The following is a 23266-nucleotide window of genomic DNA, read 5'->3' as shown; positions in this document are numbered from 1 at the left end:
ATAATTCAATATAGAATCATAAGAATTAGAAACATTAAGTGTTTTTGCACTTAATATTGGCTTATGATATGACAAATACATCAACAATTTTGATGGAAAATTATTTTCTCCATTAACAATTGATAGAGGGCGAGGATTTACAAAAGCATAGGCATTTTTACAAGCTTCATGTAGCACATTATCAGATACAAAACCAAAAAATTTAATTTTATAGTTACCTTTTAACAATGTGTTAATTTCATCAAAATTTCCCTTGCCATAAATATGTAACTCAATATCTAATTGAGAACAAATAGTATCAAAATAGATACAAAACTCCTCTATCGCAGTCCACTTGGATAGCGATCCAGCATATAATAGAACCTTAGGGCTATTTATACTTTCTAGATGCAGGTCGTTTAATACTGGAACTCCTCCATCTAAAAATATTTTATTTTTTTTTGGAAACTTATCAAAATAAACACAGGATAAAAAGACGGTATAATCAGGCTTTCCTTTAGCCATATCATCTGCTATTATTGAAATCCATTTGAAACGAGGATAAATGAATTTGATGAGGATAGCAATCAATTGGTGCCTAAAAGGAATATTATATGAATAAAAAAAGTGATGCTTTTTTAATTTCTTTAAAAACATTATTTTTAAAAATAATGCACAAGGTATCCAAAGATCACGTATTATGAATAAATTTAAATATGATACGCTTATGATTTCATATTTACTTTCGATTGTATAATTTAACGGGTATTTTACCCATAATTCCCCATTTGGCCAAACTCGGTCAGGCAAATATGAAAGAATGGTCACTTCAACTTCATTTTCTGTTAGGCCATTAATAAATCCAAGCTGCCACGCATTTGAAGCTGGGCTTATTGTGTTATTTAAAGCCTGTTTTTCAGGATCTACAATTGGACCCAACCAAAGTATTTTATTTTTCATTTTGTAATTTATTATCGATATTATACATCGACAGGATTATAAAAATTAATATGCTATATCTAAAATTAATAATTACTGTGGCACCTATTGAAATCAAAAATAAAAAAAAGACAAATTGATATTGTTGCATTGTTCTATGATATATTTTAACTAAAAAACCGATAAGAATTACCAATCCAAAAACACCAAACATTTGCAATATATAACCAAAATCAAAATCAAATTGGGTAGGAATTGAGCCGATACCAAATACAACTTCAAACAAGTTAAAATTGGCATCCATAAATAATTGAGACAACCAATCCAGTAGAATGTTAATTTTTACACTTCCTGAACCATCTGTAGTATAAGTGCTACCTAAATCAAATACTCTAAAATTAGAAATAAAGGTATAAATTGAGGGAAGATAAAATAATCCAATTAACAATAATAACGGAATACCTAATAAAAAGTTGGTTTTAATAAAGTATCCTCTAAAAGCAAAGTAGTTAATTATTAAAAAAGTAAACATCGCGGTTCTACCACCAGTTAATAATATTGATAGAAAAAAAATAGAGAACACAATAAATATCACAATTTTATTATTGTTTGTTTTAATAAACTTTAATAAACAACTAAATAAGAGCAACATATTTTGACCCATTATATTTGGATTATAAAAAACCCCAGCAAATCTGATTTCTGACAAATCAGAAACGCTGGAAATCTCTCCATAGTTCCAAACATTCAACTCATAAGGGTATAATGCACTTACATAATTTGAAATCAACCGAATATCCAAACCATTACCCACTTGTAATACAAATAGATATAAACCAATCAAAATCAATAATTTATATTGTTTATTATTAAAATTAAATTTGTAGGGAAAAGAAAATACGACTAATAATAAAGAGCCTATTCTAAGTAAATCAACATCATTATTATTATTTATAATTACTCCTACTATTACTGACAAAAGCGACCCTGATAAAAATAACAATTTATAAAATGTATATTTTTTAACACTTTTAAAATTTAAAAACAGTGAAAGTGAAAGTAAAGTTATTATTACATTATTTGAAGTACTTGATGAATTTAATATAAAAATGGAAATAAGTAAAATAAAAGTTACATTATTTTGCAAAATAGTTGAATTACGATATTCCATGTATTAAAGGACTTTTAAAATTATTTGCTTTTGAGATTAAGCAATAATATTCTTATTTTGATCAAAATTAATACGAAAACAAAGGGAATATTAATCTTATTTTCAATCAACTCATAAACTCTATTTCTTTTTTCTTTTTTTAGCCCTCTCAGCCATAAATTTGCTTTGAATCTTGAAAATAATTCAACATTATTGAATTTAATATAAATATATTTTGAATAGTCATAAAACTCTGTTAGCGTATTTGCTGCAGTAAATGATCCTTCATGGTGTCTGAAAAATGAATTAGCATTTATATTAATTTTTATATATTTATAAGATTTTGAAATCAACAATAACAACAACAAATCATTCCCAGCTCCCAGAATTTTAAAATCAATACCAAAAGGGTTTTCGATATCTGTAATTAAATTATTTTTTAAATCTTTTGTTCTAAATATTGCGCAACCTGGTGAAACTGGAAAATTATCTTTGTTGTAAATAATTAAATCCTTAATAAATTCGTTAGAACAAAAAACTTTTTTATTTGTTGTTGGAAAAAAATCCTTTACAATCTCTTTACCGAAGATTTTTATTGAAGAAATTACAAACGCAGTGTCTTCATCAAAATCAGTCATAGTCTCCTCTATAAAATTTTCAGAAATCAAATCATCTGAAAATAAAATTTTTGCATATTCGCCAGTAGCCTCATCAATGCATCGTTTCCAATTTAATACAGGTCCTACATTTACAGCATTTTGAAATATTTTAATACGTCTATCTTTTGCGGAATAGTTTTGTAATACGCCCCAGGTACCATCTGTGCTAAAATTATCAACTATGATTATTTCAATGTTGGTATAGGTTTGATTTATAGCACTTTCAATAGTTTCACCTACTATATGTTCTCTATTGTACACTGGTATTAGTATACTTACTAATGGTGCAGTTTTATTCATTTTCACTAATTTTATTTTTTAAAAATCTATAGGTAACTAAAGGCCCAAAAAAAGAGAACAGAGACAAACTAATACTCATTGCAATTACAACTCCTGCCAACCCTAATACCATATATTTGACAAAAAACACTGCTAATGGTACATTTAGTAAAGCTCCTATTATTGCTAATCGCATTTGCATTTTCACAATTCCAACACCATTAAGAAAAAAAGCATAAATATTATTCCATACGGAAATGACTATGAATATTGAAAGTGCAATAATTAAATTAAATGGCGGTATAATTTTGCTGTTAGCCGGCATCCACATATCCAATATAAGTTGATATTCAAAGACCATCACAATCAAACCTAAAATGACTACTAAAAACATTAGATTGAGTTTTTTTATAGTCGTTTTCATCCAATGAACATCATTCTTTTCATTTGCCTCAGTAAAAGCAGACCACAAGGGAGAAATAATGATGCCAAATGCTAGCGTAAAAATGGAAAACAACTTAAAAACAACATTATAAACAGAAACTTGCTCCGTTCCTAACAGTTGTAATATAATATAATTATCAACAGTAAAAATTAAAAGAACAGCTATCTGGATAATAAAAAAACTTCCCCCTAATGATAAAACATCTTTAATCTTAGATTTTGAAAAATGGTTAAAACTTGGAACTACGGTTTTATTCTTTTTAAAAAAATAAAAAGTTAAAATCAAATGACTCAATAGTAATGCTACACAATAAATGAATATAATTTTAATAATGTTTGACAAAAAGAATGACTTAAATAAAATCAAAAACGAAATAAAAATTAAATTCGTCATTATTGAAATAATATTAGTTAATGCTGATTGCTGGTATGCATTAAGTATCGAATTTATTAAACCTAAAACGAAAGAAAAAACTATACTAAACAAAAATAAAAACATCATCAATCGATATTGTCCAATATCTAAAAGAGTACTATTAAAAACTGAAATCCAGTTTATGAAATAAATACTGCAACTAAACAGAATGAGTAGTGCTAATGCAATGCTTGACAAAATTATATATGCCGTGGAAACATAGGCACGAGCGTCTTCCAAGTTATTGTTTGAAAGAGCTATTGTAAGCTTATTCCTTAACCCATTACCTACGCCAATATCAAATAAAGACAACCACGAAATAATAGACAATAATACTATCCATATCCCGTATAGATCCTTGCCTAAGTATCCTATTGTAACTCTTATAACAAAAAAACTAAGAAAAATAGACATTCCCCTTAGAATAATAGACAAATAAATTTGTGATTTTATATTTTTTGTTCGTTTGTCAGTATCGATTTTTGCTACATCTATCATATTAAATAGATTTCACCCAATCAACCATTTTTTTAACACCTGCGTTACTATCAATTGTAGGTGCCCATCCAAATGTGTTTTTAGCTTTATCAATATTGGCAACGTAAACTTTTTGGTCACTTTTCCTCCAAGGCAATTTACTATGCTTCATTTCTATATCTAACTCTTTTTCTAAAATTCCAAATAATTCTAAAAGCGACAAACTATTACTCATGCCACCGCCCACATTAAATGCTTGTCCTTTGGTATTCTCAATGGAATTGATTGCAGAAAAATAACACTTGATAAGATCGTCACCAAATAACACATCTCTAACTTGTTTTCCGGATCCAGATATGGTAAACGGTTCTTTTAAGGTTCCACTTCTAATATCAATTGCCTGTTTTATAAACCAACCAATCCATCCCTGGTCAGCAGTGGCATACTGTCGACCTCCAAAAATAGACGAATGCCTAAAAACAACAGTTTTTAAATCAAACATTTTGGCATAATCAAGCATATATTGGTCTGTAGCCCCTTTGGAACAGCCATAAGGAGACTGAAAATCAAGCGTAACCTTCTCATCAAAACCATTTTCAAAACCTTTTGCTTTGAACCTTGTTTCGGTTTCTTCATATTCAACCCACTCTAAATCCCCATACACCTTATTTGTGGAAGAATAGGTTACTATCGTATCAGCACTATACTTTCTAACAACTTCCAATATATTATTCCCCCCCATAACGTTCACTTCAAAGTCAAATCTAGGATTGTCGAGTGAAGTAGTCATAGCAACTTGCCCAGCCAAATGAAAAATTACATCTGGCTTACAATCTTTTATTGCATATTCAACATCATTATAGGATCGTATATCAGAATGATAGAATTTAAATTTCCCCAATGATTGCAACCATTTTAAATTCTGTTCTGTACCGATACGATACAAATTATCAAAAACAAAAAGCTCATCACCTCTTTTCAAAACTTCAGCCGCTAAATTTGAACCTAAAAAACCGCAACCTCCAGTAATTAAATACTTCATTTTTTTATTCTTTTAAAATTTTCTGAATTCCGTCTATAATTTTTACATTTGGCTTCCATCCCAACCCAATTAATTCTGCATTGTCTAATTCTGGCACCATAACATCCCCTTTTCTATAAGGAATTGTTCCAAATTTTAGTCTTGAAGCTATCTTACTTTTATTTAATTTTTCTAATTCTCTAGCAAGAATTAATACAAATTCTTTTACCTCAGTAAATATATTTGTCCCTATGTCAAATTGACTCCAATTTGGCAAATTTATTCTTTTTTGTACAACTAAATCATAAGCGGCAACAACATCAGATATGTAAATAAAATCTCTTTTTTGAATTCCAGAAGTCAAATTAATATCTTCTTTTTTATCTATCATTTCATTTATTATCCAAGGTAGAAACTTCTTGCTATCATCTTTAGGGCCATACATATGTTCAATTTTAAAATTAACAACTTGTATCATTTCCGAACGTTGATAAAGCCAATCAGAAAATTGAGCTTTTGATAAACTATAGTCATTAAGACCTCTGGGCAACAGTGAGTCTGTATTAATGAATGTTTTTACTTTGTTTTTTATTGCTTCTTCCAATAAATTCAATCCAAAAATTAAATTAGAATTAACTATATCAAGTAAAATTTCATTAGTCCTTCCATAACTACATACCGTATTTATGACAACATCCACTTTTTCATTACTAAAAACTGTTTTAAAATTAACAGTATCGATATCCCATATTTTTACTTTATCTAACAAATGATCAATTCTCCAAGTGCTAGATGTTGTCCTTTTTAGAATTATTACATCTAATTCCTGTTGAACAAAGGACTCCAATAAATGGCTACCTAAAAAACCTGTTGCTCCTGTTAATAAAATGGTTTGTTGCATAAACTCTAAAAATTCAATCCAAAGAACTCTTCCATTTTTTCCACTACAAAATCCAAATGATCGTTCGTTAAGGCTGGTTGTACTCCAATCCAAAAAGTGTCATTCATTGTTTTATCAGTGTGAGTCAATTCGCCTACCACACGATATTCGATATCCTTGAAATACGGTTGTTTGGTTAAATTTCCCGCAAATAACAGTCTGGAACCAATTTTGTTATTATCCAAAAATTTCAACAAATCAACTCTATTAGAACCGCAGTTGTCCTTTAACGTTATAGGAAAACCAAACCAAGAAGGATTACTGTTTTCTGTTGCTACTGGTAAATGGATAAAATCATTTAAAGTTTGCAATTTTTCTTTTAAATAAGTGAAATTTTCACGGCGTCTGGCAATAAAAAAATCTAATTTATCTAACTGTGCTAAACCGCAAGCCGCTTGCATATCGGTTATTTTTAAATTATATCCCGAGTGAGAATACACATATTTATGATCGTATCCATAAGGCAAATCGCCGTGTTTTTGTTCAAAACGACAACCACAAGTATTATCACATCCCGGCGCGCAGTAACAATCTCTACCCCAGTCTCTATAGGATTCCGCAATAGCCTTTAACTCTGTCGAGTTCATAAATACTGCTCCGCCCTCACCCATAGTCATGTGGTGTGCAGGATAAAAACTAAGCGTTCCTATGTCACCAAAAGTGCCACACTTTTGTCCGTTGTACTCTGCACCAAGCGCATCACAAGTATCCTCAATCAACCACAATTTGTATTTTTTACAAAGTTCAGTGACTTTGGCTAAATTAAATGGATTGCCTAAAGCATGCGCCAACATAATTGCTTTTGTTTTTGGCGTAATAGCTGCTTCAATCAAATCAGCATTTACGTTGTGCGTAGTAATATCAACATCGACAAAAACTGGAATGGCTCCAAATTGAACAATTGGATTTACTGTTGTAGGGAAACCCGCTGCTACACCTATAACCTCATCTCCTTTTTTAATGGCGCGATCTCCTAATTTATGCGAAGTCAACGTAGTAAAAGCCACTAAATTCGCCGAAGAACCTGAGTTAACAGATAAACAATGTTTAACGCCTAAAAAGGCTGCTAATTTTTTCTCAAATTTTTCATTAAAATGACCTGTTGTTAACCAAGCGTCTAGGGAGGCTGAAACCATATTTTGCATCTCTTCTTCTCCTAATAACTTCCCGGATGGAGGCACAACGGTTTTACCTGGTATAAAAGGCATTGGTGCATAATTAATTGCTGCATATTTTGAAACTAAACCAGCGATTTCATTTCGTAAATTTTGTAATTGTTCGTTCTTATCCATTATTATAATTTATCTGTATATAAATCTATTTCTTTTAAACATTCCTTTTTTAGGTCCTCTTTATTTATCCAGGCTTTGTGCCAATTCACAATTGATTTTATCGTAAATTCTAAATTCCATTGGGGTTCCCATTTGAGTTGCTGTGCGGCTTTGGAGCAATCCAATTTTAAAAATCCCGCCTCGTGCGGATTATTATTAACATCTAATTCCCAAGCAGCATCTTCGCCCCAAGTCTTTATAATACTGTTTAAAATCCATTCTACCGATTTACAATCTTGATCTCTAGGACCAAAATTCCACGCTTGCGCATATTCTTGCCCGTACTGGTATAAATGTTCCGCTAAAACTAAATAACCTGAAAGTGGTTCCAAAACATGTTGCCAAGGTCTTGTAGATAAAGGATTGCGTACTACCACCGATTTTGAATTTTCAAATGCCTTAAGAATGTCGGGAATTAATCGGTCATCTGCCCAATCGCCGCCGCCAATCACATTTCCGGCTCTGGCTGTTGCCAATGCTGCACTATCTTTAGTATTAAAAAAAGAATTTCTATAGGCTGCTGTAACTAATTCAGCACAACCCTTACTACTGCTGTACGGATCATGACCGCCCATAGGTTCATGCTCACGATATCCCCAAGCCCATTCCTTGTTTTCATAACACTTGTCAGTTGTAACCGATACGATTGCCTTTAAATTGGAACAAACCCTTGCAGCCTCTAATACATTTACAGTACCAATTACATTTGTTGTATACGTATCAACTGGCTCAATATAGGACAATCGAACTAAAGGCTGTGCTGCCATGTGAATTAAAACATCCGGATTAAAATCCAGCATACTTTTCCTTAACTTGTCTAAATCCCTAATATCGCCTATTTGGGATTCCATTGCTGCTGCCACCTCTGCCTCTACAAACAATGATGGATTGGTAGGTGGCTCTAAAGAGTATCCTTTAATAACTGCTCCCATAGATTGTAGCCAAAGCGACAACCAGCTTCCTTTAAAACCAGTATGCCCGGTTACGAAAACTTTTTTACCTTTCCAAAAAGAAGGATTCACTTTTCCTTTTATTCCTTCCATAATTTCCAAGGTGCTTGATTACTATCCCATAATTCTTCTAAATGAACTTTATCTCTCAATGTATCCATAGGTTGCCAGAATCCCTCATGCTTAAATGCCATCAATTGATTGTCTGAAGCCAATCCTTTCAACGGGCCTTGCTCCCATACTGTAGAATCATCAGTTATTCTGTCAATAACCTTTGGAGACAACACAAAATAACCACCATTAATTAAAGCGCCATCACCTCTTGGTTTTTCTTGGAACTGGCGTACTTCATTGTCAACAATATCTAAGGCACCAAATCGCCCTGGTGGATAGGTAGCGGTTAAAGTAGCCTCTTTACCATGAGCTTTGTGAAAGGCCAACAACTCCGAAATATTCACATCAGCAACACCATCTCCATACGTAAAACAAAAACTTTCTTCCTCTTTTAAATGTTGGGACACTCTTTTAAGTCTTCCTCCAGTCATAGAATCATCACCCGTATCCACTAAAGTTATGGTCCACGGTTCAGCTCTTTCTTCATGCACCACCATTTTGTTATCTTTCATATTAAAGGTAACATCGGATTGATGCAAAAAATAATTGGCAAAATACTCTTTAATCACATACCCTTTATACCCACAGCAAATGATAAAATCATTAATTCCGTAATGGGAATAGGTTTTCATAATATGCCATAAAATGGGCTTACCTCCAATTTCGACCATCGGTTTTGGCTTGGATACCGTTTCTTCACTCAATCGGGTTCCTAAACCTCCTGCAAGAATAACTGCTTTCATATACTTCTACAAATTAACTGCTAATAAATGCATCCGAATAAAATGCATCCTCTGACAACCCATTATTTATTACTAATTCTCTTGAATCTTTTATCATATTTTCTGAACCGCAAGCATAAAAAACACTGTCTTTTATATCTATTCTGTTAGAAAGAACAACATCTTGAATGTAGCCTTTAGCACCATTCCACTTATCATCGCTTCTACTTAAAACTGGTACAAATACTACCTTTATATTTGTGAATTTTGGCTCCCAAAACAAGTCTTTTTCAGTTCTGCCTCCAAAAAATAAGTATATATTTTTATCTCTAAAATCGCAATCATTTTCATCTATTTGTTCCAGCATCGCTTTCACTGGTGCGATTCCAGTTCCTGTTGCCAAAAAAATGATATTTTTTTTACTGGTCTTTCGGTAAAAAAAAGTTCCAATTGGACCCTCTATTCTAAGCAGGTCATTTATTTTTGCCTCTTTAAACAAATACTGGCTAAATTTTCCACCATCGTAATTCTTTATAAAAAAAACTAAATTTTGGTTTGAACTACTACAAGCAATAGAATAGCTCCTCTTGTAATCACCTTTGATAATATTAATATACTGGCCTGATAAATACTTAAAATTAGATTGTGGCGGTAAGCGTAATTGTAATTCAATTACATCCGGGGTTATAACTGTAATCTTGTCTACTTTGGACGGCATTGTTCTCACTTGTTCTAGTGCATATGCACTCAAATCTTCGATGTCTAGTATTAAATCAGATGTTGGAGTTCGAACACAAGTAAGTATATATCCGTTTGATTTATCAAGGTTACTGAGTCCAATTTCATCAATTGTTGCTATTGATGTCCCATCAATAACCTTGGCCTTACAGGATTGACAACGACCCGTTTTACAACTATGGTCTAAGGCTATATCTGCTTTTTGGGCACCAATGAAGATAGTATCTTCAGAGGCACATAAATAATTAATATTGTTTTTAAGATTTATTGAAAACATAAATTTTAGTGATAGTTTGTATTTTTTTCAATGTAGAAATTCGTTTTAGCAATTTACAACAACGAAATGTTTGTTTGGTTAAAAACTTTACAAAAAAACAAGTTAACAAAATATTAAATTATTTCAAAAAGTCTACTAGTAATAAAAATTATAGACTAAGTTCTCTGTTTTATTTACTCAAAATCTCTAAATCACTTGCTACCATCTCTTTCACCATAGCGGCTAAATCATACTTAGGTTCCCAACCCAATTGTGTTTTAGATTTTGTTGGATCCCCCAGTAATAAATCTACTTCTGTAGGACGATAATATTCAGGATCTACTGAAACTACAGCTTTACCAATTTCCAATTGATATAATGGATTGCTACATGATACTACATTTGCTATCTCACTTTCATTTGCACCTTCAAAAGCCAATTCAACTCCTATTTCACTAAATGCCATGCGAACAAAATCTCTTACTGAAGTTGTCACTCCGGAAGCAATTATAAAATCTTCGGCATTTTCCTGCTGTAAAATTCTCCACATCGCTTCAACATAATCTTTCGCATGTCCCCAATCACGGAGCGCATTCAAATTACCTAAATACAAACATTCCTGTTTTCCTTTAGCAATAGCAGCAGTAGCCATTGTTATTTTTCGGGTGACAAATGTCTCTCCTCTTCGTGGAGATTCATGGTTGAATAAAATTCCATTACAGGCAAACATTCCGTAAGCTTCACGATAATTTTTGGTAATCCAAAATCCATAGATTTTTGCTGCACCATAAGGTGAACGTGGATAGAAAGGTGAGTTTTCATCATAGAAACCTGCAGCATTTTTATTTTCTGGCATACCACCATACAATTCAGATGTTGATGCCTGATAAATTCTTGTTTTCTTCTCAAGTCTCAAAATTCTTACTGCTTCAAGAATTCTCAATGTTCCTATTCCATCTACATTTGCCACATATTCAGGAGAATCAAAAGAAACTTTTACATGACTCATGGCTCCCAGATTGTATATTTCATCGGGCTGTACTTCCTGAATGATTCGAATAATATTAGTAGAATCGGTAAGATCACCATAATGCAATTTAAAATTGACATGTGCTTCATGCTGGTCTTGATAAATATGATCAATACGTTGCGTATTGAAAGAAGAGGCGCGACGCTTTACACCATGAACCATATATCCTTTTTCTAATAATAATTCTGCTAAATAAGAACCATCTTGACCTGTAATTCCTGTAACTAAAGCTATTTTCATTTTATTGAATATTAATTTCTTTACAACCGTGCAGAAAATTTAATTGCACATCTCTTACTAAACTATGTTATAATTTAATTTCTTTATACTTCCCCTCATTTTCTAAAAACCAATTATAAGTTTTTTGAATTCCTTCTTGCAAAACTACTTGATGTTTCCACCCTAGAGTATGCATTTTTGATATGTCCATGAGTTTTCTTGGTGTACCATCCGGTTTTGATGCATCCCATATTATTTCTCCTTTGTGCCCAACAATACTCTGAATGGTTTCAGCTAAATGTTGTATAGTCAAATCTTCACCAGTACCAATATTGTATAAGTACTCTGGCAATTTATTTTCTAATGCAAAAACAACTGCTTCCGCCATATCATCTACGAAAAGAAACTCGCGCATTGGTTTTCCGCTTCCCCACAGAGTTACTGGAGCATGATTATTTTCCTTTGCTTCGTGAAATTTGCGCATCATCGCTGGTAAAACATGAGAGGAAGTCAAATCGAAGTTGTCATGGGTACCATATAAGTTTGTTGGCATTAGACTCACGTAATCCTTATTAAATTGCTTTCGAATTGCTTCACAGGCTTTAACCCCCGAAATTTTAGCGATGGCATACCATTCGTTGGTCGGTTCCAAAGGACCAGTAAGTAAATACTCTTCTTTTAGCGGTTGAGCTGCCATTTTTGGATAAATACATGAACTTCCTAGAAAAATAAATTTTTCGATACCTCCTTGTAATGCGGTATTGATTAAATTATTTTGGATTTGCATGTTCTCCATTATAAACTGATACGGATAGTTGTTGTTCGCTAATATGCCGCCTACTTTTGCTGCTGCATCAATAACTACTTCGGGTTTATGCTTTGCAAAAAACGAAGTCACATCATTTTGATTTCGCAAATCCATTTCTTTACTTGATGAACCAATTAGATTCGTATATCCATTAACAGACAATGTTCTCCAGATAGCACTACCTACCATGCCGTTGTGTCCTGCTATATAAATTTTAGCATCTTTATTCATATCCTTTCTAATTTAACAAATCTGGATTTTCTCTTTCCAACTGATTATACACACTCTTGACATCCTGAGAAAATTCTTTTTTCAAAATTAAATTAGCGGTATCGGTATGTACAAAAATAGTATCCTTGACCCCAACAAAAGCAGTGTAATTAGTAGTTCCAATGACCATATTTCCGTTTTCGTCTACCGGATGATCTATCTTAATCAAATAATCATATACCGATTCAAAAGATCCTAAATCAGACCACTCAAATTGAGACGACACTACTTTTATTTTTTTACTGCGTTCCATTACGGCATAGTCAATACTAATAGAAGGAATAGCCATAGAGAGCTCTAAATCTAAATTACCTGCCTGGTTGTTTTCCCAAGCTATTTTAGAGGTTTCGTATACTTCAGGGGCATACAATTTTAATTCCTCTAAAAACACCCCTGCTTTAAAGCAGAACATACCGCTGTTCCATAAAAAATTGCCTCTAGCTATAAATTCTCTGGCCATCACTTGATTTGGCTTTTCTCTAAAGGAAACCACGTCATCGCCTTTGCGTTCGATATACCCATAGCCTGTTTCAGGTTTTGTAGGAATGATTCCAAAAGTTACTATAAACCCATTAGCTGCTTTTGCAATAGCTTCTTGAATGGAGGCTTCGTACAACTCCATCCCGCCAATAATGTGATCTGATGGTGTAACAATTAAAATGTCATCTGGCCCCGATGCAAAAGCGGCAAAAGCGATAGCTGCAGCGGTGTTTCTTGGTGTAGACTCAATGATATCAATATAATGGGTACTTGACTTTTCTAATACTTGTTTACTCAAGTGGCAATTGTCGATATTACCCACAACCAAAATTGTATCGGCAATAGCGCGATTGCGGTCTACCGTCATTTCAAACAAAGACTTTCCATCAAAAATAGCAAGATATTGCTTGGGTTGACTTTTACGAGAAAGTGGCCATAACCTACTACCAACGCCTCCTGTGAGTATAACATGTTTTATTAAATGCTTTTTCATAAAATGTATTTATTAAACTATGATTTTGTTTTACAAGGACTACAGTCTACCATCTGCTACAGTGCCCAATACTCCTTTTACATCATACAACAAACTCGTTGGTTTTTGCAAAAGCGAATAATCCAATCCTAAAAACTGATCGTGCGCTACTCCAAGTATGACAGCATCAAATTGCTGTTTGGGCAATTCATTTTTGGTAACTAAGTTGTATTCTTTTTTTACTTCCAAGGGATTAGCAATAGGATCATAAGTAGTTACTGCAATACCATAATCGGTTAAGGCAGCAATTACATCCACTATTTTTGTATTGCGAACATCGGGACAGTTTTCCTTAAAGGTAATTCCTAGCATCAGAACAGTAGCACCATTTACCGAAATTCCTTTTTTGATCATCAGTTTCACCACTTGAGCGGCCACATATTCGCCCATGCTGTCATTCAATCGCCTTCCGGCTAATATAATCTCGGGATGATATCCAAATTCTTGTGCACGTTGTGCAAGATAATACGGATCAACTCCTATGCAATGCCCTCCTACCAAACCCGGTTTAAAGGGTAGAAAATTCCATTTGGTTCGAGCTGCTGCCAAGACGGCTTGCGTATCAATTTGCATTAAATTGAATATTTTAGCCAACTCGTTTACGAACGCAATATTAATATCACGCTGTGAATTCTCGATTACTTTGGCCGCTTCAGCCACTTTTATCGATGGTGCCAAATGCGTTCCCGCAGTAATAACCGATTGATATAATTCATTGACTAGACGACCTGTTTCTAGTGTAGAGCCCGATGTGATTTTCAAAATTTTTTCAACCGTATGTTCTTTGTCGCCCGGATTAATGCGTTCAGGAGAATAGCCTGCAAAGAAATCAACATTGAATTGCATTCCTGATACCCGCTCTAAGACGGGCACACATTCTTCCTCAGTAACGCCGGGATATACGGTAGATTCATAAATAACAATATCCCCTTTCTTTAAAACTCTACCAACGGTTTCACTCGATTTATATAAAGGCGTTAAATTGGGACGGTTGTTTTTATCAACCGGAGTAGGAACGGTTACAATATAATAGGTACATGCTGCAATAGCATTTACATCTGTGGTGCAATACAAACCTGCGGCATCAGTTGGGGCAGAAACTAAAACGTTTTGCAGTGTGACCGCATCGACTTCAAACGTACTATCTGAACCAGACTGTAGCGCAGCAACTCTAGTGTGGTTAATGTCATACCCAACCACAGCGTATTTTGTTGCGAATAATCGTGCCAATGGCAAACCAACATAACCCAAACCTATTACTGCTATTTTTATATTTGAATCCATTTTTGAATAATTAAAAGCAGCGTTTATTCACTTTATCCTACTGCTTCGCAATCCATACCCACATAAAAAGCAGCGTACAGAAAATTATAAGTGGGCAAAGATAGAAACATTATGCCATTTTTTGTTGTATAATTTACAGTTGATCGTCTAGCCATTTTTTCTCAAACAAAGTACACATTATAAACGATTGAAATTCACAAAGAAAGAGGCAGTAACTTGCTTTAATCTACAGTCAAATATCACCTAAATTAGTGATATAAAAATCTAAGAAGAGCAATTGAAAATGGTTTACCGTTGTATTTGTTTCAACCGAACCCGTACTCAATTTTGTCACATTGAGCGCAGTCGAGATGCTTACTAAATAGCATCCCATTAACATTAACTGTTTTCGTAAATTACTTGATTTTCATTTTTAAAACACATCCCAAAGACTCCAAAACGAGCACATAATGCGTATTTGTTACTTCTTGAACAATTGCTTTTTGACTTGAAAAAGGCCCGGATTCTAATTGTATGGCATCCCCTACTTGAAAAGAGTGTAGGCTTACATCATTGGCCTGAGCTGGATCCAACCATTTTTGTATGGTGTCAATTTCTTCGTCACGAACAATGGCAGGCTTACCCAACCAAAATAAATAACGCACCACTCCAACCGATTGAAAAACCATATTTCGTTGTGCTTCGGGCAACTGGACAAAAACATACGAATTAAATAGCGGCACTTCTACCTTTTTCTTTCGATCAGACCATTGCCGAACCTGCGTAACCAAGGGGCAATAGCAAGCGATCCCTTTATTTTTTAATTGTTCTGCAACTTTTTTCTCCCATTTGGGCTTTGTATACACTACATACCAATTCATCATTTTCTTTGTATTGAAATAACATCTTCTTGTTATTTCGTTATTTTATAAACTATCTATTTATTGTTCGCTAACTATTTTTAGCCACGAATTACACAAATCGGCACTAAATTATCTGTTAACGAAGCTACTTGACTCGCTTATACCCGTTTTAACCGCAAAGTATCACAGTACTATTTAAACTACTTTCAATAGCGATTGCGCTTTTAATATTCCAGTACGATTTTACTTTTTTAGGGCAATCACTTTTATTTAAGTGGTGTTCGCTACATCTTCAATTTGTCATGATCAAAAAAAATAAAAACGGAATGCATGGTAATACGAAGTAAAATACGTTGGCATAACAATAAAATGTTCCTTTTTTTACTATTATTTTTTGGGTATTAATTAATCTTCGATTTCACTGTCAGATCCCGATAGCTGCCTAACAAACAATGTCATTAAGTTAAGGAATAATCCCTACGATTGTGTCATTCCGACGAAGGAGGAATGGCAACAAACGTGCGCTACAAACAGAAATTCCTCCTTCGTCGGAATGACAAATAAACACTTAACTTAATGACATTGACCGAGCGCTTCGAGAAGTTTTTTATAAAATAGCCAAAGCATTTTTATAAAATGTATCGAGAATCGCTACCTGAAACTACTTTTAGTAGCTATCTAACGTGTACAAATCTATTTAATAAACAAACTCCTTTATTTCACTTAACCTCTCTCTCCTTCGGAGAGGGCTGGGGTTAGGATTTAAGAACCAATGGCCTGATAAACAAAGCCCATTTCTTGTAATGCAGGGCCATTCAACAAATTTCTTCCATCAAAAATAAAAGCTGGTTTTTGCATCGAATCGTATATTTTCTGCCAATCGTAGGTTACAAACTCATCCCATTCAGTAAGCACGGCGATGGCATGGGCATTTTGACAGGCCTCGTAGGGGTTTTCAAAAGAAAATACGCTACTGGCATTGGCTTCACTAGTTCTAGAATTCAGATAATTTAAATCATCTTGTATCTTTTTAAGGGATACTTTAGGATCGTAAACCGCTATTTGCGCATGTTCATTTACCAAATCATCCGCAATATAAATAGCTGCTGATTCTCTTGTATCATTAGTATCTTTTTTAAAAGCCCATCCTAAAAAAGTAATTTTTTTGTCGGACACTGTATTGTATAGTGTTTGGACAATACGGTTAGAAAAACGCCTTTTTTGATGATCGTTCATAATAATGACCTGCTCCCAATAATCCGCTACCTGATGTAATCCGTATGATTTTGCAATGTACACTAAATTCAGAATGTCTTTTTGGAAACAAGAACCACCAAAACCTACCGAAGCTTTCAGGAATTTAGATCCAATTCGGCTATCCATTCCTATTGCTTTTGCAACTTCATTTACATTTGCTCCTGTTTTTTCGCACAGTTCAGACATTGCATTTATAGATGAAATTCGTTGTGCTAGGAAGGCATTTGCGGTCAGCTTAGACAATTCTGAAGACCAAACATTAGTGGTCAATATTTTATCAACGGGAACCCAATTTGCGTACACATCAACCAACGCTTGTATTGCTTTTTGTCCGTCCTCAGAGGAATCTCCTCCAATCAATATTCGGTCAGGATGTAGTAAATCATCCACAGCAGTTCCCTCGGCTAAAAACTCTGGATTTGACAAAATTTGGAATTGCACGCCATTGCCCGTATTATCTAGAATGCTTTTGATAGCCTCAGCAGTGCGCACAGGAAGCGTCGATTTTTCGACTACTATTTTGTTGTCTTTGGCAACCTTTGCAATTTGTCTGGCACACAATTCAATATATTTCAAGTCAGCTGCCATTCCTTTTCCTTTTCCATAGGTTTTGGTTGGCGTATTCACCGAAATAAAAATGACTTGCGCTTCTTCTATTGCTTTTTCAACCTGGGTAGAAAAAAACAAGTTTCTTCCTCTCGCTTCGGCAACAATTTCGCTCAAACCAGGCTCATAAATAGGTATATTATTTACATCTTCATCATTCCAGGCCGCGATTCGCTCTTCATTTAAATCGACTACTGTGACTTGAATTTCTGGACATTTTTGCGCTATTACTGCCATGGTTGGACCTCCTACATATCCCGCTCCAATGCAACATATTTTTGTAATTTTCATTTCTAAATTTTCTATTTTATACTACTATTCTAATTTTCATTTACTACCCATTAATCACACTCATCACTTCTCACTATCCACTCCTCACTATTCACTTCTCACTCCTCACTCCTCACTTCTCACTTCTCACTCCTCACTATTCACTTCTGACTATTCACTTCTCACTATTCACTTCTCACTCATAACTACTCACTATTCACTCCTCACTTCAAATTATTCCAATACCACTCTACCGCTTCCTTTAATCCTTCCTGCATCGAATATTTTGGATCATAGTCCAATAGAATTTTTGCTTTATCTATACTTGCCAAAGAGTGTGGGATATCGCCCGCTCTGTTGGGTCCATAAACAATCGGAACAGCTCCAATTCTTTCATCGTATGCCGCGAGATACTCTTTCAGACACCCTACTAGATTGTTCAATGTATTCCGATCGCCATACGCAGTATTGTAAACCGTATTAATGGCTTGTGGATTTTGGGTTAGCATGGCCAAAGCATTCATCTGGATCACATTATCGATATAGGTAAAATCACGGGAATAATTTCCATCACCGTTTATTTTTGGACTTTCTAATTGCATCAACTGCATTACAAATTTAGGAATAACTGCAGCATAGGCACCGTTTGGATCTTGTTTTCGACCAAAAACATTAAAATACCGCAACCCAATCGTTTCTAAACCAAAGGTTCTACTAAATATATCCGCATACAATTCATTCACATATTTCGTAATGGCATAAGGCGAAAGCGGCTTTCCAATCACGTCTTCCACTTTTGGTAACGCTTCAGAATCACCGTAAGTCGACGAACTTGCCGCATACACAAACCGTTTTACTTTGGCATCCCTAGAGGCTACTAACATATTCAAAAAACCAGCAATATTAACATCATTGGTGGTAACAGGATCATTAATCGATCTGGGTACAGAACCTAAGGCGGCTTGGTGCAAGACATAATCTACTCCCTGCACTGCTTTATTGCATTCGCTAGCATTACGTATATCTCCTTCAATCAAATTGAAATTAGGATGATTGATAAAGTCTTTTAAATTATGCCTGTGACCTGTTGCAAAATTATCAAAACAAATCACTTTATAGCTTTGGGACAAAAAATACTCACACAGATTAGAACCTATAAATCCTGCGCCTCCTGTTATCAAAACCGTACTTTTGGTTGCTTCTTGCATGTGCTTTTTTTATAAAAAAATTACTTAATTTGCTTCTTTAGGATTTTCTCTCCAATTTTTTGATACCACTTTTTGGATCTCTCTTCTTCATAATATCCATTTGCATAGTTTCCATAGCCGTACCCATAGCCGTATCCTGTACCATATTTTGCTTTGTTTTCTAAACCATTCAAAATAATACTGGCATTTTGCAATTCGCCTCTTTTTACTCTATTGTTTAATAAAGTAATCATGTCTTTTTTAGTGAAATTCTGCCTTACGATATATAAGGTTACATCACAATATTGAACCAACTCTAAAGCGTCAGACACCAAACCTACCGGTGGTGTGTCTAGAATAATATAATCGTATTTTTTCTTCAGCTCTTCTATCAATTCGCCCATACCTTCGCTCAGGATCATCTCTGAGGGATTTGGCGGAATTGGTCCCGACAATATAACGTCCAGAAACGGAATATGCGTATGGTTTGTTATTTCCTCGATCGTTTTTTGTTTGATTAAATAATTGACTATCCCCACTTCATTAGACAAATTAAATTCGGCAAATAGCTTTGGTTTTCTTAGATCTAATCCTAATACAACCGTCTTTTTATCGCTCAAGGCAAAAACGGTAGCTATGTTTATAGCGCAAAATGTTTTTCCCTCCCCACTTACTGAAGAGGTGATCATTAGCGTTTTTGCACCGTCTAAATTTTGTTGCTTGTATAAAAATTGTAGCGAAGATCGAATGGCTCTAAAAGATTCTGATAACGCCGATTTTGGTCTGTCAAAAACAGCTAAGTCGGAGCTTTCCTTATTTAAACCAACAATTCCTATCAACGGAATTTTTGTCATTTTACTGACATCCTCTGCATTTTGAACAGCGTTATTGATAAAGAAAATAGTAAATACAAAAAGTAATGGAATCAATATTCCCAGAAACAAAGCCAAGATATAATTAACAGAAGTTTTGGGCCCGATAAGACCACCTCCTACATCCTTTGCCGGATCAATAAAATGTACATCTGATAAGTTGGCCGCTTTTACAATATCTGCTTCGCTTCTTTTTTGAAGGAACGTGCTGTAAATATTATCACTTAAATCATATTTCCGTTTGATTTTAATAAGTTCTTGCTGATCCTCGGGAAGTTGTTTTATCGTGCTTTCAGTTTCATTTATTTTACTGCTTATCATAGCCAAATCATATTGTAAAGCCGATTTGGCCGAAGCAATATTTTCTAACAAAACATTTTTAATGGCCTCCATTTGATTATCAAAATCCTTGAATATTTTATCGCTTTTTACAGCATAAGCCATTTCAGAACGTTGCGTAGATAAAGCGATTAACTTAGACACATTCACAACAATATTGGGATCGTCAATCCCTGCTACAGTCGGCGCAGGTAGTTTAGCATAGTTTACGCTACTTTTTAAGTATGCCTTCAACGAATTGTAATAGGCTATTTTACGATTTATCTCATCTTTCTGCACATCAAAGCCCAAAATCTTTTCAGAAAATTTAGAACCACCTTCCTCTATGTCGTAGATGTTTTTACCTTTTCTAAAGGATTTTAATTCGTTTCCCGTTTCCTTAAGCTGCGACTCCATGGCCACTAAAGTGCTATCAATAAAAGCTATCGTATTGGTAGCAAATTGGTTCTTACCATCCAACTGCCTTTTTATCAACATCTTGACGGTGGCATTCAAATATTCGACCATTCTGGCTTTATTTGGGCCTTGCATTGCTAAAGTGATTATCGAACTGCCTTTGTCATCTGATTTCACATTGATCCCTCTATAGGCACCAACGGTTGCGTCAAAATCATTAAACTGTACAAAATATTCATTTCCTTTATAAAAACCAGGATTTTCATTTATTTCTAACGTCCAATTCAAAAAAGGCAACGACACTTTTTCGCCTACTTTATATCGTTGAACAAAATCTTCTGCCGCTACTGCTGTAGTACTGTATGAATGATCAGCATACGTAATTAAAGAAGCACTCTGACTCTGAAATGGAATGTTAATTTCATACGTGTTTTCATTAATAAATTTAATCCCAATTAAAGTGCCTGATACTTGTCCTTTTGATTTATCTATGGTTACATGAAAGGGAAACGATCCATATCCATCTATTAAATTGTATTCTCCTTGTACCAGATAATTAATGTAGAATTGTAATTTATCGACCACCAGTTCATTATGAGATCTGGACTGCAAAGTAGTGGTAATGGTCTGAACTTGATCTGAAGTCCCACCCCAATTAAAGACCAAACTGGTATTGGATGTAAACAAAGGATTGCTTTCTTCTTTCACAGAAATAAGCGTATCCATGCCGTATATTTTTTCTTTACGAACATTCACCTGATACGCAATGGTAAAAGTAATGAGTAGACTTATCAAAAACCACTTCCAATAACTCCCGATTTTTATTAAGAACCCCTTAAAGTCAAAACTGACTTGGTTTTCAAAAATCGAAAAATCTTTTAAATCTAACATATTTAGGGCGCTGTTTTAATTTTTCAAAAGCAAAAAAGTAGTTGTTGCCAAAGACAACACGGTAATAATAGTTCCTAGAGATTCTATTCCGGTCTTTCCAGTCCCCCAAGATTTTTGCTTGAGTGGTTTTATGTAAATATAATCATTGGGCTGCAAATAATAAAAAGGAGATTTCATTGCATTAATATCTGTAAGGTCTATATCTTGCATAACAACTCCGGTAGGTGTTTTTCGCATCACGGTTACGGCTTTTCGATCGCCAGTAATGGTGATGTCACCAGCATTTGCAATAGCTTCCATGATAGTGACTTGCTCTTGAAATAGCGTTTTAGTACCTGGACTTCCTATTTCTCCGTTGATGGTAAATCTAAGACCTCCCAATTTAACGGTAACAAAAATATTAGCCTCTTTGTTAAAATAATCCGCTAGGAGTTGCTTTTCAATTCGTACTCGAATCTCTTCTAAGGTGTAACCAATAACATTTAGCTCCCCCAAAATAGGAATTCTAATAGCTCCATGATCATCAACTGTAAAACCATCAAAATAAAGTCCTGATTCTGATTTACCCTGCAAATTTCCCTCATTAGTAGGATTAAACATCGCAACTAATTTGGGATCTATAGCTTTGATAGTGATGCTTAGAATGTCATTGGTTTGCAATCTGTAGGGTTTTGACTCTACAGCCGAAATGGTATTCGCAACATCGGAATTGTTCTTATTTTGAAGGTAAATTAAATCCTGAGTTGGAATACAAGAAGTAAACAACAGACTAACTAACAACAAATAGAGTACGGATTTGCTCATTTTTTACTATTTTATAAACAAATATAGCTTTTCATTTAGTATTTAAAAAGCTTCGCTGCTCATTATCTGGATTAATTATTTTTGAACGATTTTTCGAAAGGTACTCTTTGCAAAATACTTCTTCCTAAGGTAACTTCATCAGCATATTCCAGTTCGTCTCCCACTGAAATTCCTCTAGCTATTGTAGACATGATTATGGCACTATCCCCAATTTGTTTGTAAATATAAAAATTAGTGGTATCACCCTCCATGGTGGAGCTCAGAGCAAAAATCACTTCAATCACACTACCTGATTTTACTTTTTCAACAAGCGTAGTGATGTTCAACTGACTGGGACCTACTCCGTCAATAGGAGATATTTTGCCACCTAAAACATGATAAATCCCTCTAAACTGTCCGGTGTTTTCAATGGCCATAACATCCCGAATATCTTCTACAATACAGATAATTTGGTGGTTCCTGCTTTGATTGGCACAAATCTCACACCGCTCACTATCTGAGATGTTATGACAGCTGTTGCAATACTTAATATCTTCCCGCATCGCAACCAAGGCTTGCGATAAAAAACCGGTTTGTTCCTTGGGTTGTTTTAATAAATGCAATACCAATCGCAGTGCTGTTCTCTTACCAATTCCTGGCAACTGAGACATTTCATTGACTGCTTTTTCTATGAGTTTTGAAGAGAATTCCATAACAACAAAAGTAGTTAATTAGTTTATTTGTTCCATTGGTTTTTGTTTAATAGAAGCTGTAAATTGATACTAT

Annotated in this window: 20 protein-coding genes; all 20 read right to left on the bottom strand. The window is 34.3% G+C overall.

Going from position 1 to position 23266, the window contains the following annotated elements; genetic code table 11:
• Positions 1-939, bottom strand: a 939-nt coding sequence (locus AC061C_RS05825) for a glycosyltransferase family protein (RefSeq protein ID WP_478290381.1), incomplete at its 3' end; no start/stop codon positions are given.
• On the bottom strand, positions 929-2089 hold the full coding sequence (locus tag AC061C_RS05820) for a hypothetical protein (RefSeq protein ID WP_478290380.1): 1161 nt from the start codon (positions 2087-2089) through the stop codon (positions 929-931). The genes AC061C_RS05825 and AC061C_RS05820, both read right to left, overlap by 11 nt.
• A 20-nt stretch (positions 2090-2109) precedes the next feature.
• Complete coding sequence (locus AC061C_RS05815; protein ID WP_478290379.1) at positions 2110-3027, bottom strand: glycosyltransferase family 2 protein; 918 nt, start codon at positions 3025-3027, stop codon at positions 2110-2112.
• On the bottom strand, positions 3020-4363 hold the full coding sequence (locus AC061C_RS05810; RefSeq protein ID WP_478290378.1) for an oligosaccharide flippase family protein: 1344 nt from the start codon (positions 4361-4363) through the stop codon (positions 3020-3022). The genes AC061C_RS05815 and AC061C_RS05810 overlap by 8 nt, the downstream gene beginning before the upstream one ends.
• A gap of 1 nt (position 4364) precedes the next feature.
• A complete protein-coding gene (locus tag AC061C_RS05805; RefSeq protein ID WP_478290377.1) occupies positions 4365-5384 on the bottom strand; it encodes a GDP-mannose 4,6-dehydratase in 1020 nt (339 codons plus the stop codon).
• Positions 5385-5388: 4 nt separating this feature from the next.
• Entirely contained in the window at positions 5389-6264 is an 876-nt protein-coding gene (locus tag AC061C_RS05800; RefSeq protein ID WP_478290376.1) for an NAD-dependent epimerase/dehydratase family protein, read from the bottom strand.
• A 5-nt stretch (positions 6265-6269) separates the two neighbouring features.
• Positions 6270-7595 carry a lipopolysaccharide biosynthesis protein RfbH gene (gene rfbH, locus AC061C_RS05795; protein WP_478290375.1) on the bottom strand — a complete coding sequence of 442 codons (1326 nt, stop codon included), beginning with the start codon at positions 7593-7595 and terminating at the stop codon, positions 6270-6272.
• A 2-nt stretch (positions 7596-7597) separates the two neighbouring features.
• Positions 7598-8677: a CDP-glucose 4,6-dehydratase gene (rfbG, locus tag AC061C_RS05790; RefSeq protein WP_478290374.1), complete on the bottom strand. Its 1080-nt coding sequence runs from the start codon at positions 8675-8677 to the stop codon at positions 7598-7600.
• Positions 8665-9441, bottom strand: a complete 777-nt coding sequence (gene rfbF, locus AC061C_RS05785; RefSeq protein ID WP_478290373.1) for a glucose-1-phosphate cytidylyltransferase — start codon at positions 9439-9441, stop codon at positions 8665-8667. The genes rfbG and rfbF overlap by 13 nt, the downstream gene beginning before the upstream one ends.
• Before the next feature lie 13 nt (positions 9442-9454).
• Positions 9455-10435, bottom strand: coding sequence for an FAD-binding oxidoreductase (locus tag AC061C_RS05780; RefSeq protein WP_478290372.1), 981 nt, complete (start codon positions 10433-10435; stop codon positions 9455-9457).
• A 169-nt stretch (positions 10436-10604) separates the two neighbouring features.
• Positions 10605-11684 carry a GDP-mannose 4,6-dehydratase gene (gmd, locus tag AC061C_RS05775; RefSeq protein WP_478290371.1) on the bottom strand — a complete coding sequence of 360 codons (1080 nt, stop codon included), beginning with the start codon at positions 11682-11684 and terminating at the stop codon, positions 10605-10607.
• Positions 11685-11751: 67 nt separating this feature from the next.
• Positions 11752-12702 carry a GDP-L-fucose synthase family protein gene (locus AC061C_RS05770; protein ID WP_478290370.1) on the bottom strand — a complete coding sequence of 317 codons (951 nt, stop codon included), beginning with the start codon at positions 12700-12702 and terminating at the stop codon, positions 11752-11754.
• A 7-nt stretch (positions 12703-12709) separates the two neighbouring features.
• On the bottom strand, positions 12710-13714 hold the full coding sequence (locus AC061C_RS05765) for a mannose-1-phosphate guanylyltransferase (RefSeq protein WP_478290369.1): 1005 nt from the start codon (positions 13712-13714) through the stop codon (positions 12710-12712).
• A gap of 39 nt (positions 13715-13753) precedes the next feature.
• On the bottom strand, positions 13754-15037 hold the full coding sequence (locus AC061C_RS05760; protein WP_478290368.1) for a nucleotide sugar dehydrogenase: 1284 nt from the start codon (positions 15035-15037) through the stop codon (positions 13754-13756).
• A 395-nt stretch (positions 15038-15432) separates the two neighbouring features.
• Positions 15433-15897 carry a UpxY family transcription antiterminator gene (locus AC061C_RS05755; protein ID WP_478290385.1) on the bottom strand — a complete coding sequence of 155 codons (465 nt, stop codon included), beginning with the start codon at positions 15895-15897 and terminating at the stop codon, positions 15433-15435.
• A gap of 744 nt (positions 15898-16641) precedes the next feature.
• Complete coding sequence (locus tag AC061C_RS05750) at positions 16642-18033, bottom strand: UDP-glucose 6-dehydrogenase (RefSeq protein WP_478290367.1); 1392 nt, start codon at positions 18031-18033, stop codon at positions 16642-16644.
• 203 nt (positions 18034-18236) lie between these two features.
• Entirely contained in the window at positions 18237-19220 is a 984-nt protein-coding gene (locus AC061C_RS05745; protein WP_478290366.1) for an SDR family oxidoreductase, read from the bottom strand.
• A gap of 20 nt (positions 19221-19240) precedes the next feature.
• Positions 19241-21697, bottom strand: a complete 2457-nt coding sequence (locus AC061C_RS05740) for a polysaccharide biosynthesis tyrosine autokinase (RefSeq protein ID WP_478290365.1) — start codon at positions 21695-21697, stop codon at positions 19241-19243.
• Positions 21698-21712: 15 nt separating this feature from the next.
• Entirely contained in the window at positions 21713-22501 is a 789-nt protein-coding gene (locus AC061C_RS05735) for a polysaccharide biosynthesis/export family protein (RefSeq protein WP_478290364.1), read from the bottom strand.
• Positions 22502-22572: 71 nt separating this feature from the next.
• On the bottom strand, positions 22573-23193 hold the full coding sequence (gene recR, locus AC061C_RS05730; protein WP_478290363.1) for a recombination mediator RecR: 621 nt from the start codon (positions 23191-23193) through the stop codon (positions 22573-22575).
• Between the last annotated feature and the right edge of the window lie 73 nt (positions 23194-23266).

Source organism: Flavobacterium sp. GNP010 (assembly GCF_056428945.1).
The sequence above is the reverse complement of the archived record's forward strand: the minus strand, read 5'-3'. Positions and strand labels throughout refer to the sequence as shown.

Bases quoted from the DNA above. Each gene is read 5' to 3' on its own strand.
- AC061C_RS05760 (WP_478290368.1), bottom strand. From the start codon at position 15,037: ATGGATTCAAATATAAAAATAGCAGTAATAGGTTTGGGTTATGTTGGT.
- gmd (WP_478290371.1), bottom strand. From the start codon at position 11,684: ATGAAAATAGCTTTAGTTACAGGAATTACAGGTCAAGATGGTTCTTAT.
- AC061C_RS05805 (WP_478290377.1), bottom strand. From the start codon at position 5,384: ATGAAGTATTTAATTACTGGAGGTTGCGGTTTTTTAGGTTCAAATTTA.
- rfbH (WP_478290375.1), bottom strand. From the start codon at position 7,595: ATGGATAAGAACGAACAATTACAAAATTTACGAAATGAAATCGCTGGT.
- AC061C_RS05815 (WP_478290379.1), bottom strand. From the start codon at position 3,027: ATGAATAAAACTGCACCATTAGTAAGTATACTAATACCAGTGTACAAT.
- AC061C_RS05755 (WP_478290385.1), bottom strand. From the start codon at position 15,897: ATGAATTGGTATGTAGTGTATACAAAGCCCAAATGGGAGAAAAAAGTT.
- rfbG (WP_478290374.1), bottom strand. From the start codon at position 8,677: ATGGAAGGAATAAAAGGAAAAGTGAATCCTTCTTTTTGGAAAGGTAAA.
- AC061C_RS05820 (WP_478290380.1), bottom strand. From the start codon at position 2,089: ATGGAATATCGTAATTCAACTATTTTGCAAAATAATGTAACTTTTATT.
- AC061C_RS05750 (WP_478290367.1), bottom strand. From the start codon at position 18,033: ATGAAAATTACAAAAATATGTTGCATTGGAGCGGGATATGTAGGAGGT.
- AC061C_RS05800 (WP_478290376.1), bottom strand. From the start codon at position 6,264: ATGCAACAAACCATTTTATTAACAGGAGCAACAGGTTTTTTAGGTAGC.
- AC061C_RS05735 (WP_478290364.1), bottom strand. From the start codon at position 22,501: ATGAGCAAATCCGTACTCTATTTGTTGTTAGTTAGTCTGTTGTTTACT.
- AC061C_RS05765 (WP_478290369.1), bottom strand. From the start codon at position 13,714: ATGAAAAAGCATTTAATAAAACATGTTATACTCACAGGAGGCGTTGGT.
- AC061C_RS05810 (WP_478290378.1), bottom strand. From the start codon at position 4,363: ATGATAGATGTAGCAAAAATCGATACTGACAAACGAACAAAAAATATA.
- AC061C_RS05745 (WP_478290366.1), bottom strand. From the start codon at position 19,220: ATGCAAGAAGCAACCAAAAGTACGGTTTTGATAACAGGAGGCGCAGGA.
- rfbF (WP_478290373.1), bottom strand. From the start codon at position 9,441: ATGAAAGCAGTTATTCTTGCAGGAGGTTTAGGAACCCGATTGAGTGAA.
- AC061C_RS05770 (WP_478290370.1), bottom strand. From the start codon at position 12,702: ATGAATAAAGATGCTAAAATTTATATAGCAGGACACAACGGCATGGTA.
- recR (WP_478290363.1), bottom strand. From the start codon at position 23,193: ATGGAATTCTCTTCAAAACTCATAGAAAAAGCAGTCAATGAAATGTCT.
- AC061C_RS05780 (WP_478290372.1), bottom strand. From the start codon at position 10,435: ATGTTTTCAATAAATCTTAAAAACAATATTAATTATTTATGTGCCTCT.
- AC061C_RS05740 (WP_478290365.1), bottom strand. From the start codon at position 21,697: ATGTTAGATTTAAAAGATTTTTCGATTTTTGAAAACCAAGTCAGTTTT.